Annotated in this window: 10 protein-coding genes; 8 read left to right on the top strand and 2 right to left on the bottom strand. The window is 67.5% G+C overall.

The features are described 5' to 3' along the window. The first annotated feature begins 137 nt into the window (after positions 1–137). On the top strand, positions 138–1,550 hold the full coding sequence (locus G7B67_RS02790; protein WP_166207705.1) for a replicative DNA helicase: 1,413 nt from the start codon (positions 138–140) through the stop codon (positions 1,548–1,550). A gap of 62 nt (positions 1,551–1,612) precedes the next feature. On the opposite strand, the gene G7B67_RS02785 is transcribed toward G7B67_RS02790, so the two are convergent. Together G7B67_RS02785 and G7B67_RS02780 are read right to left on the bottom strand one after the other, a co-directional pair. Further along, on the bottom strand, positions 1,613–3,205 hold the full coding sequence (locus G7B67_RS02785; RefSeq protein WP_166207452.1) for a T6SS phospholipase effector Tle1-like catalytic domain-containing protein: 1,593 nt from the start codon (positions 3,203–3,205) through the stop codon (positions 1,613–1,615). Positions 3,206–3,222: 17 nt separating this feature from the next. Continuing rightward, complete coding sequence (locus tag G7B67_RS02780; protein ID WP_243412219.1) at positions 3,223–3,705, bottom strand: hypothetical protein; 483 nt, start codon at positions 3,703–3,705, stop codon at positions 3,223–3,225. 375 nt (positions 3,706–4,080) lie between these two features. Between G7B67_RS02780 and alr the strand changes: the two genes are divergently transcribed. From alr to pgi, 7 genes are all read left to right on the top strand, one after another. After that, positions 4,081–5,172: an alanine racemase gene (alr, locus tag G7B67_RS02775; protein WP_166207450.1), complete on the top strand. Its 1,092-nt coding sequence runs from the start codon at positions 4,081–4,083 to the stop codon at positions 5,170–5,172. Between the two features lie 82 nt (positions 5,173–5,254). Further along, positions 5,255–8,275: a bifunctional diguanylate cyclase/phosphodiesterase gene (locus G7B67_RS02770; protein WP_166207447.1), complete on the top strand. Its 3,021-nt coding sequence runs from the start codon at positions 5,255–5,257 to the stop codon at positions 8,273–8,275. Positions 8,276–8,375: 100 nt separating this feature from the next. Beyond that, positions 8,376–9,053 carry a YiaD family glycine zipper/OmpA-like lipoprotein gene (locus G7B67_RS02765; protein WP_166207444.1) on the top strand — a complete coding sequence of 226 codons (678 nt, stop codon included), beginning with the start codon at positions 8,376–8,378 and terminating at the stop codon, positions 9,051–9,053. A gap of 206 nt (positions 9,054–9,259) precedes the next feature. Continuing rightward, positions 9,260–10,657 carry a glucose-6-phosphate dehydrogenase gene (gene zwf / locus G7B67_RS02760; protein ID WP_166207442.1) on the top strand — a complete coding sequence of 466 codons (1,398 nt, stop codon included), beginning with the start codon at positions 9,260–9,262 and terminating at the stop codon, positions 10,655–10,657. Next, on the top strand, positions 10,651–11,355 hold the full coding sequence (locus G7B67_RS02755; protein ID WP_166207439.1) for an HAD family hydrolase: 705 nt from the start codon (positions 10,651–10,653) through the stop codon (positions 11,353–11,355). The genes zwf and G7B67_RS02755 overlap by 7 nt, the downstream gene beginning before the upstream one ends. Before the next feature lie 50 nt (positions 11,356–11,405). Further along, positions 11,406–12,512, top strand: coding sequence for a transaldolase (gene tal / locus G7B67_RS02750; RefSeq protein WP_166207436.1), 1,107 nt, complete (start codon positions 11,406–11,408; stop codon positions 12,510–12,512). Continuing rightward, on the top strand, positions 12,512–14,176 hold the full coding sequence (gene pgi / locus G7B67_RS02745; RefSeq protein WP_166207433.1) for a glucose-6-phosphate isomerase: 1,665 nt from the start codon (positions 12,512–12,514) through the stop codon (positions 14,174–14,176). The genes tal and pgi overlap by 1 nt, the downstream gene beginning before the upstream one ends. Positions 14,177–14,191 lie beyond the last annotated feature (15 nt).

The raw sequence follows: 14,191 nt of genomic DNA, 5'->3' as shown, positions 1-14,191 counted from the left end.
TGTCGCACTTCCTGCGATGCCCACCGGTTATCCACAGTCTTATCTGCAACACCCCAACGGCGTGGACGACTAGCATGCCCCTTCGATTGCAGCACACCGATCGCATCGACGATCCGGCACGGGGAGAGACAGCAGGGATGAGCGCGCGCCAGGGGCTTCGTGCCGATCAGGCTTTCCAGAGCCGCGCCGACCACCGCATCGAGCAGTTGCGCGTACCACCGCAGTCGGTCGAGGCCGAGCAGGCGGTGCTCGGCGGGCTGATGCTCGCACCCGACGCCTACGATCGCATCGCCGACCTGCTGGTCGATTCGGACTTCTATCGCCGCGACCACCAGCTGATCTTCCGCGCCATCCGCGAACTGGCCGAAAAGAACCGGCCCTACGACGCCGTCACCCTCGGCGAATGGTTCGAGTCGCAGAACCTCGGCGAGCAGGTCGCCGGTGGCGCCTACCTGGTCGAACTGGCCAGCACCACGCCCTCGGCCGCCAACATCACCGCCTATGCCGACATCGTCCGCGACAAGGCGGTACTGCGGCAGCTGATCGAAGTCGGTACAGGCATCGTCAACGACGGCTTCCAGCCCGATGGCCGCGAGAGCGGCGAGATCCTCGCCAGCGCCGAGCAGCAGGTGTTCGCGATCGCCGAAGCCGGCGCGCGCGGGCGCAGCGACTTCGTGCCGGTCACCAAGGCGCTGATCGAGGCCTTCGACGTCCTGCAGACGCGCCACGCCAGCGGCGGCTCGATCACCGGGCTTCCGACCGGCTACACCGAGTTCGACGAGATGACGGCCGGCCTGCAGCCGACCGACCTGATCATCCTCGCGGCGCGCCCGGCGATGGGCAAGACGACCCTGGCGCTGAACATGGCCGAGTACTCGGCGATCAAGACCAAGAAAGCGGTCGCCGTGTTCTCGATGGAAATGTCCTCGTCGCAGCTGGCGCTGCGCCTGATCTCCTCCAATGGCCGCGTCAATGCCACCCGCCTGCGCACCGGCCAGCTCGAGGACGAGGACTGGAGCCGCGTCACCAGCGCGATCCGGATGCTGCGCGAGTCCAAGATCTTCATCGACGATACCCCGGCGCTGTCGCCCGAAGTGCTGCGCGCCAAGGCGCGCCGCCTCAAGCGCGAGCACGACCTGGGCCTGATCGTCATTGACTACCTGCAGCTGATGGCGGTGCCGGGCAACAGCGAGAACCGCGCGACCGAGATCTCCGAGATCTCACGCTCGCTCAAGGCGCTGGCCAAGGAACTCAACGTGCCGGTGATCGCGCTGTCGCAGCTGAACCGCTCGCTGGAAACCCGGACCGACAAGCGCCCTGTGATGGCCGACCTGCGCGAGTCCGGCGCCATCGAGCAGGACGCCGACGTGATCGTCTTCATCTACCGCGACGATTACTACAACAAGGACAATTCGCCCGACAAGGGCTTGGCCGAAATCATCATCGGCAAGCAGCGTAACGGCCCCACAGGATCGATCAAGCTGAAGTTCTTCGGCGAATACACCCGCTTCGACAACCTCGCCCACGACTCGGTGGGCAGCTTCGAATAAGCAGGAGCAGGCGACAGCGCGATTGGGAAAGCAAGCATTTCGGCGAGCGACGCACACCGTCCTCATCGCGCCATCGCTGGCGCCCTGGCTTCATCCATGGGCAAGCCGGTCGCGACCGCAGTGGCGCCGTGCTGGCGCGATGGCGTACGCAAGCGCTCGAGTTGCGCGAGGCTGTCGCCGACGGGCGTCGTGACCGCCGATTGGGTCCCGATCCGGATCGACTGCCGGAACGGGGAATCCAACCCTCCCTGGACGACGAACGCACGCATGCCGGTGTCGTCGAGCAGAACGTGATCGACGCGCTCGAACCCCGCCTCCCGCGCGGACACCGATACAGCGGCGGCGAGGCGATCGCTGGACAGGTCGGGAACGCGGCCAAGCCTGGATTCGAGCTGGTGCACCGCCCTTATGCTTTGCCGCAGCAGCGCATGATCGGGACTTCCCGGTTGCGGAAGCGCTGCCGCGAGCCGGCTTGCAACCGGGGGCGATGGTTCCGGGAGATCGCCGATTGGCACCGCCCTGAACTCGAACCGCGAAGCCAGCAATGGGTCGCGCGGCTCGGCGTTCCGACAATCCGGGACCACCCGGCAGACGGCAGGCGGCGCGAGGGTTTCGACGACACCCGACGGCAGGCGCCGGTCGATTTTTGGCCACAGGCGGTACAGCAGCATCCCTTCGTCGGAACGGTGGACGACATTCATGGCGGTCCCGCCGGGCTCGGCCTGCTTGGCCAGGAAGGGCGTATCGCTCAAGGCGTTGATGTAATCGATCATCAGGTTGCCCGAGCGGATCGACAGCCCATCGTGTGTGTCGCCGCCGCCGACATCGGTGTGGGCGCCGGCCGTCATTACTCCCAGGAAGCGGCCGTCGCTGCTGACGCCCTGGTCAATTTCGCTGGTCGATTTGAACAGCCCGCGGTGTTCGTCTTCCGCCGTCACCTGGAATCCCGAAAGAACCGAAGGCGGCAGGCGCCGATCGTGGAGTCGTGGGACGCCGGTGCCGACGGGATCGAAGAGGGCGACGGCCTGGGCTATTTCACCAGGTGGGACCAGAGGTGGCTTTTTCGGCGCCGTCATCAACCGGCGGCTTTGGTCGAGATCGTTGCCGTCGTTTCCTGTCCAATCCTCGATACCGCGCTCATCGACCATCCGCGCAAAGCCGGCCGCCTGTTCCGCGCCACGACTAAAGCCGATGTCCAGGACTCGGATTCGAGCCTCGGGATCTTCAGCCAACCACATTGCCGCCTGACGCATGAGCTTCGCGTACACGGCTGCCACGCGCTGGTCATATGTGTATCCAAGGGCTCCATCAAGGGCACGCGAAACCGGCGAATGCTCCGTGCCGGGGCCGGCGATGTATGCAATGGCGATCGCATCGTCGCCGGAACGCTTCAGATCATTGACCTGTTCGCTGATCAAGCCGATGTTGGTCTTGTGAAGTTTGTCTCGGCTAGCATCGTCGCCTGTGCCGTCGAATGCTGCGATGAATAGCCGTTCGTGGGCATTTCGATGGTCAATGAGCAGCGGTACGCGCAACTGTTCCAGTCGAAGTCGCGCTTCACGGTATGTCGCCAGATCGTGGGCATCGGCGGCGTAGTAGGCAACTTCACCGTTGCTTTGCTTTCCGTCGCTCCCAGCCAGCCAATCCTTGGCCATGTTGGGTTCCTTGGGCGCTAGTAGGTGTGGGTCCAGGCGAGATTGAGCTCGTTCACGAAAGCGCTCCTTCGCGTTGGCAAATCCTTGAGTGCGATCGTCGATTGCATATAGACGCTGATCGTCCGGTCATTCACTTCCAGAAAAATGCCAGGACCCCCGGGGGTTGCCGCAGTGCGTTTAGGAATCTCATCGAGCGGAACATGGTGTAACACCAACTCGTCCTTGAAGATCGCGCCGATGTCGATATGCGCTTCGTGAGGCACGCCGTCCAGTGACTTCCATTCGACGAATGCCGGCGGCGGGAAATTTCGAATGCCGACATGGCTCGCGAACCCCCAGTGCTTTCGGTAGTCTGCCGATAACGGTGGAGGCGACACGACGTCGGGCGGCTCGTTGACTTCAATGGTGCCGGCATATGACACACGGCATCCGATGGTGTTGTAACAAAGTGCATCGAAATCGTGGTCATTGAAGCGTAGAGGGAATTCATTGGCATTCACGCGATCGCCTCCAGATACAGGCTGGTTGGCTCTGGGCATGGCGTGCGCACATCCGCCGATGGACAAGGAGATCGACGCGATCAGCAGTACCCGTAGGAGCGTCGCGCGGGCAGCGGCGGGATGCGGGACCAGGCGTCGGCCTGCATGCAGGCCTCGGCGCCGAACGTGATCGCCTGAACGACGCGAGCGAAAGACCCGTGGCCTTGCGCCCGGCAAATCCATTGCCATTGAAGTCCCCTCCCTGGAAACACTGGCGAGACTAGGGTCATTGCCGCACGGATGCAATTGGACGAGCGTGGGTGGCCGTCAGGATTCGCCGTGCCGGGAGGCCGTGGACAGCGCGCCGGAAGTCGGCGACGCCCGTAAACTAGCCACATGGCCCGACCGACTTCCGCCACCGTCCATACCGATGCGCTGCGCCACAACCTGTCGCAGGTGCGGCGCCGGGCCCCCAACAGCCGGGTGATGGCGGTGGTGAAGGCCGACGGTTATGGCCACGGCCTGGAGCGCGTGGCGCGTGCGCTGTCCGGCGCCGATGCGTTCGGGGTGGCCGCGTTGAGCGACGCGGAGCGGCTGCGCGCGGCGGGATTGTCGCAGCCGGTGGTGCTGCTGTCCGGGTTCAACGACGCCGAGGACATCGGCCAGTTGCGACGGCTCAACGTCGAAACCGTCGTCCACCACGCCTCGCAGCTGCAGATGCTCGAGCAGGCGGCGCCGGGAACGCCGATCCGCTGCTGGCTCAAGCTCGATACCGGCATGCATCGTCTGGGCTTCGCGCCCGAAGACGTGCGCGAGGCCCATGCGCGCCTGCAGGCGGCGCCTGCGGTGGATGCCGACATCGTCCTGATGAACCACTTCGCCAGCTCCGACGAATTCATCGGCAGCGCGTCCCACGGCCGGCAGACGCGCGAGCAATTGCGCGTCTTCGCCGAAGCCACCGCGGGCCTGCCCGGCGCGCGGTCGCTGGCCAATTCGGCGGCGGTGCTGGGCTGGCCGGATGCGCATTTCGACTGGGTGCGCCCCGGCGGCGCGCTGTACGGGATCTCCGTCGTCGAGGGCACCACCGGCGCGGACTTCGACCTGCGCCCGGCGATGACGCTGGCGACGCGGCTGATCGCGGTCAACCGGATCCGCCGTGGCGAGCGCATCGGCTATTCAGCCACCTGGGAGTGCCCGGAGGACATGCCGGTGGGGGTCGCGGCGATCGGCTACGGCGACGGTTATCCGCGCCGGGTGCCCGCCGGCACGCCGGTGCTGGTCAATGGCGCGCGTGCCGCGATCGTCGGCCGGGTGTCGATGGACCTGATGACGATCGACCTGCGGACGCAGCCCGACGCGCGACCGGGCGATCCGGTGGTGCTGTGGGGCGATCCGCTGCCGGTCGAAACCATCGCCGCCGCCGCGGGCACGATCGGCTACGAGCCGGTGTGCTCGATCACGCGCCGCGTGCGCTTCGTGGAGGACTGAGCCCCGTCGTTGCCGACCTCCCGCGGCCGGGGCGCATACTGCCCGCAGGTCGCCCGCAGGAACCGACAGGGCCATCGCGGACATGCAGACGCGCGCGCCATCTCCTTACGCGCCATTGCGGGGCGAGTTCGCCGCCGCGGCCTGGTCCGCGCTGGCATTCTTCGCCATCAGCCTGGGCACCGCCTTGCTGGTGTGGCAGCCCCGCAGCGGAGCTGGCCTTCGTCTCGGCGGGGCACTGCTGCTCGGGGTGATGGTGCGGCGCCAGGTGGGCGCCGCCGCTGCGGGCCTGTACCTGGTGCTTGGCTACCTGGCGATGATGCTGGCCTCGACGCTGGCAGGCAGGCCACTGTTCGCGGCGATGGCGATCGCTGCCCCGCGCCTGCTGGAACTGGCGCTGGCCTATGCATTGCTGCGCCGGCTGCGGGTCGGACCGGACACGTTGCAGGCGTTCTCGCGGATCGCCTGGCTGGTGCTGGTGACGGTGCTGGTCGCGCCGGCGGCAGGCGCCGGCATCGGGGCCTGGGTCAGCCATCTGGCGCTCGGGGTGCGCTACATCGATGCCCTGGTCGCCTGGTGGGTCGGCAACGCATTCGGGATGATCGTCCTGCTGCCGCTGGTGCTGGCCGCTTCGCCCGAGCGCATCAAGGCGCTGTTCCAGCGCGAGCAGCGCGGCAGGCTGGCGATGATCACCCTGCTGACGCTGGCCGTGAGCGTCGTCGCCGTGTTGACCAGCACGCAGCCTTTCGTGCTGCTGATGCTGCCGCTGCTGTACGCCGCCTTCCGGGTCGGCATCCTCGGGACCGCGATCGAGTGCCTGCTGGCGAACCTCACCGTCGTCCTGATGCATCGCTACCTGGAGGCGCACGAGGCAGGGCGGTTCACCGCTGTGGCCGGGATCGGCTTTTTCGAGTTCGCCTTCTACAGCAGCCTGGCGGTCATCCCGCCGATGCTGGTGAGCGTGCTGCAGGAAAAACGGGCGGCCGCGCGTACGGCGCTGCTACGGGCCCGCGAGCGCCTTCAGCAACTGGTCGACAACGTGCCTGCATTGATCGGGCAGCTCGACATCGACCGCCGCTATACCTTGGTCAACAGCCAGTTCCAGGCGTGGTTTGGACGCCCCGCATCCGATTTCATCGGCCAAACCACCGCGCAGATGCTGGGTGCAGCCGATGCCGAGCGCCTGTCGGGCCCGGTGCAACGCGCGCTCGCGGGGGAAACCGTGCGTTTCGAACTCACGATCGCCGGCCGCGACGCATCGGTGGAATACGTGCCGCAGTTCCGCGATGGCGCGGTCTGCGGTTACTTCGTGCTGGCCCACGACATCAGCGAGCGCAAGGCCGCCGAGCGCGCGCTCTTCGAGGAAAAGGAACGCATCCAGGTCACCCTCGACTCGATTGGCGACGCGGTCCTGGTCTGCGATCGCGACCTGCGCGTCACCCTGCTCAACCCGGTGGCCGAGGCGATGACCGGCTGGACCGAGGCCGAAGCCACCGGCAGGCCGATCGACGAAGTCCTGCGACTGATCGACCTGGCCCGCGGCGACGCGCCGCTGTCGCCGCTGCGGATCGCGATCCGCGACGATCGCACCGTGGCGCTGCAGAGCGACATCGCGCTGCGCCGGCGCGACGGCGCCGAGACGCCGATCGAGGATTCGGCGGCGCCGATCCACGACAGTTCCGGCCAGGTGGTTGGCGGCGTGATGGTGTTCCGCGACATCAGCGAGCTGCGCATGATGGCGGTGAAGATGTCGCACCTGGCGCAGCACGACTACCTGACCGACCTGCCCAACCGGGTGCTGCTGCACGATCGCCTGTCGCATGCGCTGGCGGCGATCGCCGGTGGCTTCGGCGGCAACGCCGGTGCGGTGCTGTTCATCGACCTGGACCACTTCAAGACCATCAACGACTCGCTTGGCCACCAGGTCGGCGACCTGGTGCTGCAGGAGGTCTCGCGCCGGCTGGTGGCCTGCGTGCGCGACGACGACACGGTCAGCCGCCAGGGCGGCGACGAGTTCGTGGTGCTGCTCGACCGCCTGGGCGACCCGCGCGACGCCGCGCGCGTGGCCGACAAGATGTTGCGCGCGATGCGCGAGCCGGTGGTCGCGGACGGGCAGCGGCTGCACGTGTCGCTGAGCATCGGCATCGCCTTGTTCCCGCAGGATGCCAGCGATGCACGCTCGCTGCTGATGCAGGCCGACACCGCGCTGTACCACGCCAAGCGTTCCGGGCGCGACCAGTACAGCTATTTCTCCAACGCCATGAGCGACCAGGCCGGAAGCCGGCTCGAACTCGAAAGCCAACTGCGGCACGCACTCGAGCACGACGAGTTGTTCCTCGCCTACCAGCCCAAGGTGCGTTACCCGGAGGGGCGCATCACCGGCATGGAAGCGCTGGTGCGCTGGCGCCGTCCCGACGGCAGCATGGCGATGCCGGCCGAGTTCATCCCGGTGGCGGAAGAGAGCGGCTTGATCACCGCGCTCGACGAATGGGTGATGCGCGCGGCCTGCCGGCAGAACCGCGATTGGCAGCTGATGGGGCTGCCGCCAATGCCGGTGTCGGTGAACGTGTCGCTCGCGCGCTTCGATGCCGAACGCCTGCTGGCCCACGTCCGCGGAACGCTCGATGCCACCGCACTGGCGCCGGAATACCTGCAGATCGAATTCACCGAAAGCCAGATGTTCGCCGACGAGGTCCGCGCGCAGCTGTTGATCCAGGGACTGGACGCACTGGGCGTCCAGATCGCGCTGGACGACTTCGGCACCGGCTACTCGAGCCTGCGCTACCTGCTGCAGTACCGCTTCCAGATGCTGAAGATCGATCAATCCTTCGTCAGCCGGCTGCCCGGTGACGCCCGCCAGGACGCGGTGGTGCAGGCCATCATCGCGATGGCGCGCGCGCTGGATGCGCAGGTGGTCGCCGAAGGGGTCGAAACCACGGCCCAGGCCCGTGCGCTGCAGGCGCACGGCTGCCACGAGATCCAGGGCTATTACTACAGCTTCCCGCTCGAGGCCGAGGCGTTCGCGACCCTGCTGGTGGAGGGCGTGGTCGCCCCGCGCGTGGACCCGGGTCCCGCCGGCGCCCGGGTCACGCAGACCGGAGGCTGAACGGTCGACGCCACCGTCACTGCCCGGAGACAGGCGGGGCACTACCTTGCGTCGCGTATTCAGGTCTTCGGGCCGCCCACGCAACATAGAGGAAGTCCCCATGCGCAAGCTCGCCACCACCGCCCTCGTTGCCTCCCTGGCCGGCGCCATCGCGCTGTCCAGTTGCGCCACCTACACCGGCCAGACCAGCGACCCCAATGATCCCAACCACACCCGCACAGGCGCGCTGATTGGTGCCGGCATCGGCGCCGTCGCCGGGCTGCTCAGCGGTCACGACGCGGTCGAGCGCCGCCAGCGCGCACTGGTCGGGGCCGGTATCGGCGGCCTGGCCGGTGGCGGCATCGGCGCCTACCAGGATCGCCAGGAAGCCGCGCTGCGGCGCGACCTGCAGGGCACCGGCGTGGGCGTGGTGCGCAACGGCGACAACATCACCCTCAACATGCCGGGCAACATCACCTTCGCTTTCGATTCGAGCAACCTGCAGCCGCAGTTCTATCCGGTGCTCGACAACGTCGCCGGCACGCTCAACCAGTACAACCAGACGGTGATCGAAGTCGCCGGCCACACCGACAACGTCGGCACCGATGCCTACAACCAGCAACTGTCGATGGAACGCGCGAACGCCGTCGCCGCCTACCTGGGCAGCAAGGGCATCCTCCAGCAGCGGATGATGGTGGTCGGTGCGGGCGAGACGCGCCCGATCGCCAGCAACGACACCGAAGCCGGGCGCGCGCAGAACCGCCGGGTCGAAATCACCATCGTTCCGGTCCAGGGCTGACCGATCCGCGGGTGGCGAGGGGCGCGATCGTCGCGTGCCCTCGCCAGTTGCCGGCAGCGAGCAATCGCGCCTTCCTGCATGCGGCAGGGACCAGTGGCCGCGCGGTCGCTGGCGCCCAGCACTGTTCGACCGCCGCTTAACCGTTCATCCTGTAGGAAGGACGCCAACGGCGCGGATGCCCGGCGCCCGACCGACAGGAGCGACCGTTGAACGCGCCAGACCAGCCTTCCGATGCACTCGTGTTTTTTGGCGCCACCGGCGACCTGGCCTACAAGAAGATCTTCCCCGCGCTGCAGGCGTTGTTCCGCGACTACAAGATGGAACTGCCGATCATCGGTGTCGCGCGCGGCTCAGGCGGGATCGATTCGCTGCGCGAGCGCATGCGCGACAGCCTGGAGCATGCCGGTGGCGTGGACCAGCCGGTGTTCGAGAAGCTGTGCGCCAACCTGCAGTACATCAACGGCGACTACAACGACCCGGCCACCTTCGACCGCCTGCGCGATGCGCTCAAGGGCAAGCGATGCCCGCTGCATTACCTCGCGATTCCGCCGTCGCTGTTCGGCGAGGTGGTCCAGCAACTGGCGCGCTCGGGCTGCGCGGATGGCGCGCGGGTGGTGGTGGAGAAACCTTTCGGCCGCGACCTGGCCTCGGCGCAGGCGCTCAACGCAACGCTGCACGAGGTCTTCCCCGAAAGCGCGGTGTTCCGCATCGACCACTTCCTGGGCAAGGAACCGGTGCGCAACCTGCTGTACTACCGCTTCGCCAATGCGTTCCTGGAACCGGTGTGGAACCGCAACTACATCGACAACGTCCAGATCACGATGGCCGAGGATTTCGGCATCCAGGGGCGGGGCAGCTTCTACGACAGCGTCGGCGCGATCCGCGACGTGGTGCAAAACCACCTGCTGCAGGTCGTGGCGCTGCTGGCGATGGACGCGCCGATCGACGACGACGCCCAGGCGGTCCACGCCGAGAAGCTGCGCCTGTTCCGCGCGATGCGGCCGCTGCGCCCCGAGGATGTCGTGCGCGGGCAGTTCGAAGGCTATCGCGAGCAGGCCGGCGTCAAACCCGGGTCCAACGTCGAGACCTACGTCGCGTTGAAGCTCTTCATCGACACCTGGCGCTGGGCCGATGTTCCGTTCTACGTGCGCGCGGGCAAATGCCTGCCGCTGACCACCACCGAGGTTATGGTCAACCTGCGTTGCCCGCCGATGGCGATCTTCGACGAGGCAAAGCCGGCGCGGGCCAATTACTTCCGCTTCCGGCTCGGCCCGCAGATGGTCATCGCGACCGGCGCGCAGGTGAAACAGCCCGGCGAGGCGATGCGCGGCGAAGGCGTCGAGCTGGTCGCGCGCCACCTGTCGTTGCGCGGCGCGCCGCCGTACGAACGCCTGCTGGGCGACGCGCTGCGTGGCGACTCGTCGTTGTTCACCCGCGATGCCGCGGTCGAGGCGGCCTGGCGCGTGGTCGATCCGGTGCTGGACCTGCCGGGCGACGTGCCCGTGTATCCCAAGGGCAGCTGGGGTCCGCCCGCGGCGCGCGGCATCCTCGCCGGCGACGATGACTGGCACGACCCGGTCGCAGAAGTCGCGCCGCCGTGCTGACGGACGCAGGCGCAGGCGTGGTGTGCCTGCTCGATGTCGACAACACGCTGCTCGACAACGACGCGTTTTCCGCCGCCCTCGACGGGCGGCTCACGCAGGCGCTCGGCGACCGCGGGCGCGCGCGCTACCGGGCGTTGTACGAAGCCGTCCGCGCCGAGCGTGGTTACGCCGACTACCTTGAACCGCTGCAGCGGATGCGTCGCGATTTCGAGCACGATCCGGACCTGCTGCGGATGTCGACATTCCTGCTCGATTTCCCGTTCGACCAGCTTGTCTACCCGGGCGCGCTCCAGGCGATGAAGTCGCTGGCGGGGCAGGGTTGCACGAGCGTGATCCTGTCCGACGGCGACATCGTCTTCCAGCCGCACAAGATCCAGCGTTCCGGACTGTGGGACGCAGTGCAGGGAAGGGTTTTGGTGACCGTGCACAAGGAACGCATGCTCGATGCGGTAAAAGAGGCTTGGCCCGCGCGGCACTACATCCTGGTCGACGACAAGCCGCGGCTGCTGGCAGCGGTGAAAGCGGCCTGGGGCGGTGCGGTGACGACGGTGTTCGTGCGCCAGGGGCACTACGCGCGGGGGGCGGAAGGCACACTGGTGCAGCCGGCGCCGGACAGGGTCATCGACCGCATCGCCGAGCTTGCGCGACTCGACCTTGGCGAGACCGGAACGCCGGCGCCGCTCGCCACCCGCGTTTAGCAGCGCACGCACGCATCCATGAACCATGCATCCATGAACAAGGAGACGTCATGAACCCGCGCCTGAAACAGCTGCGCGACCTCGGCCAGAGCCTGTGGCTGGACAACATCACCCGCGACCTGCTCGACAGCGGCACGTTGGCGCGTTACATCGGCGACTACGGCCTCACCGGGCTGACGTCCAACCCGACGATCTTCGACGAGGCGCTCGGCCACGGCAGCGCCTACGACGCCGGCATCCGCGACAAGCACGCCGCGGGCCTGGATGCCGAAGCACTGTTCCTGGAGCTGGCGCTGGAAGACCTGCGTCGCGCCGCGGATCTCTTCCAGCCTGCGCACCAGGCCAGCGGCGGCGTCGACGGTTGGGTGTCCATGGAGTTGTCGCCCCTGCTGGCCAGCGATACCGCAAAGAGCATCGAGGCGGCCGCGCGCATCCACCGACAGGGCGCGCGCGACAATCTCTTCATCAAGATCCCGGGCACGCCCGAAGGCGTTCCGGCGATCGAGGAATCGATTTTCAACGGGGTGCCGATCAACGTGACGCTGCTGTTCTCGGCCGAGCAGTACACTGCGGTCGCCGAGGCCTACATGCGCGGCATCGAGCGCCGGCTCCAGGCCGGGCGCGACCCGGTGGTGACGTCGGTCGCTTCGTTGTTCGTCAGCCGCTGGGACAAGGCCGTCGCCGGCAAGGTGCCGGACGAACTCAACGACCGGCTCGGCATCGCGGTCGGCCAGCGCGCCTATCGCGCCTATCGGCAGTTGCTGGCGTCCGAACGCTGGCAACGCCTGGCCGCCGCCGGGGCGCGCGTGCAGCGCCTGCTCTGGGCCAGCACCAGCACCAAGAATCCCGCCGCGCCCGACACGCTCTACGTCAGCGCGCTGGCCGCGCCGGACACGATCGATACCGTTCCGGAAAAAACCCTGGCCGCCTTCGCCGACCATGGCGAAGCTGCCGGGGCGATGGCCATGGATGGCGGCGACTGCGACGCGGTGCTCGAGCAGTTCGCCAAGGCAGGCATCGACGTCGACGCGCTGGCCGCGCGCCTGCAGGTGGAGGGCGCGCAGTCCTTCGTCAAGTCCTGGAAGCAGTTGATGCAGCGCATCGAAGGCAAGATGGCCGCCGCAGGCGGCGAGTCATCCAGGGAGCGGCCGGCGTGATGGATGCGAAGGCACCGGCGACGAATGGCCCGGCGACGGGCGGCCCATTGACGCAGCGCCCGCAATGGCAGGCGCTGCTGCAGCATGCGCAGGCGACGCGGGATCGGACGTTGCGCGACTGGTTCGCCGATGATCCCAAGCGTGGCACCCGCCTGGTCGCCGAGGGCGCGGGACTCTACCTGGATTACTCGCGCCAGCGCGTGGGCGACGACACGCTGGCGCTGTTGTTCGACCTGGCCCATGCCTGCGCGCTGCCGGCGCGGATCCAGGCGATGTTCACCGGCCAGCACGTCAATGTCACCGAGGATCGCGCGGCGCTGCACGTGGCGTTGCGGATGCCGGCCGGGACGCGGCTGGAGGTCGACGGCACCGACGTGGTGTCCGAAGTGCAGGCCGTGCTGTCGCGCATGTCCGGGTTCGCCGATCGCGTGCGCGACGGCCGCTGGACCGGCGCCACCGGCCAGCGCATCCGCAACGTGATCAACATCGGCATCGGTGGTTCCGACCTCGGGCCGGTGATGGCCTACGAGGCATTGCGCCATTACAGCCAGCGCGACCTGACGCTGCGTTTCGTCTCCAATGTCGATCCCACCGATTTCATCGAAGCCACGCGCGACCTGGATCCGGCGCAGACGCTGTTCATCGTCTGCTCCAAGACGTTCACCACCCAGGAAACGCTGACCAACGCGCGTGCCGCGCGCGACTGGTGCACGGCCGCGCTGGGCGAAGGCGCGATCGCTAGGCATTTCGTCGCGGTCTCGACCAACGCCGAGGGCGTGCGCGATTTCGGCATCGACACCGACAACATGTTCGGGTTCTGGGACTGGGTGGGCGGGCGCTATTCGATGGACTCCGCGATCGGGCTGTCGACGATGGTCGCGATCGGGCCGGCGCACTTCGGCGACATGCTCGCCGGGTTCCACGCGATGGACGTGCATTTCCGCGGCACGCCGCTCGAGCGCAACCTGCCGGTGTTGATGGGCCTGCTCGGCGTCTGGAACAACGACTTCCTCGGCGCGGCCACCGTGGCGGTGTTGCCGTACGCGCAGTACCTCAAGCGCTTCCCCGCCTACCTGCAGCAGCTGACGATGGAGAGCAATGGCAAGCACGTCACGCGCGACGGCAGCCGCTGCGATTACCAGACGGGGCCGATCTACTGGGGCGAGCCCGGCACCAACGGCCAGCATTCGTTCTACCAGTTGATCCACCAGGGGACGCGGATCGTGCCCTGCGATTTCATCGGCTTCTGCCAGCCGCTCAATCCGCTGGACCGGCAGCATGACCTGCTGATGGCGAACCTCTTCGCCCAGGGCGAGGCACTGGCCTTCGGAAAGTCACTGCAGCAGGTGCAGGATGAAGGCACGCCCGAGCGTCTCGCGCCGCATCGCGTGTTCGACGGCAACCGCCCCAGCAGCACGATCCTCGTCGACCGCCTGACGCCGCATGCCCTGGGCGCACTGGTCGCCTTGTACGAACACAGCGTGTACGTGCAGGGCGCGATCTGGGACATCGACAGTTTCGACCAGTGGGGCGTGGAACTGGGCAAGCAACTGGCCAGACGCACCGAAGCCGAAATCGCGTCCGCCCAAGCGCCGTCGCTGCAGCACGACAGTTCCACCAATGCCCTGATCACGCGCTACCGCGCGCACCGCCGGCGGAAGTGACGCCTGCGACGCGCC

The organism is Cognatiluteimonas telluris (genome assembly GCF_011320095.1).
Taxonomy (GTDB): Bacteria; Pseudomonadota; Gammaproteobacteria; order Xanthomonadales; family Xanthomonadaceae; genus Cognatiluteimonas; species Cognatiluteimonas telluris.
This window is presented reverse-complemented; position numbering and strand designations above follow the sequence as displayed.

Coding starts and splice junctions, on each gene's coding strand:
- G7B67_RS02790 (WP_166207705.1), top strand. CDS start 138: ATGAGCGCGCGCCAGGGGCTTCGTGCCGATCAGGCTTTCCAGAGCCGC.
- G7B67_RS02765 (WP_166207444.1), top strand. CDS start 8,376: ATGCGCAAGCTCGCCACCACCGCCCTCGTTGCCTCCCTGGCCGGCGCC.
- G7B67_RS02785 (WP_166207452.1), bottom strand. CDS start 3,205: ATGGCCAAGGATTGGCTGGCTGGGAGCGACGGAAAGCAAAGCAACGGT.
- tal (WP_166207436.1), top strand. CDS start 11,406: ATGAACCCGCGCCTGAAACAGCTGCGCGACCTCGGCCAGAGCCTGTGG.
- pgi (WP_166207433.1), top strand. CDS start 12,512: ATGGATGCGAAGGCACCGGCGACGAATGGCCCGGCGACGGGCGGCCCA.
- G7B67_RS02770 (WP_166207447.1), top strand. CDS start 5,255: ATGCAGACGCGCGCGCCATCTCCTTACGCGCCATTGCGGGGCGAGTTC.
- alr (WP_166207450.1), top strand. CDS start 4,081: ATGGCCCGACCGACTTCCGCCACCGTCCATACCGATGCGCTGCGCCAC.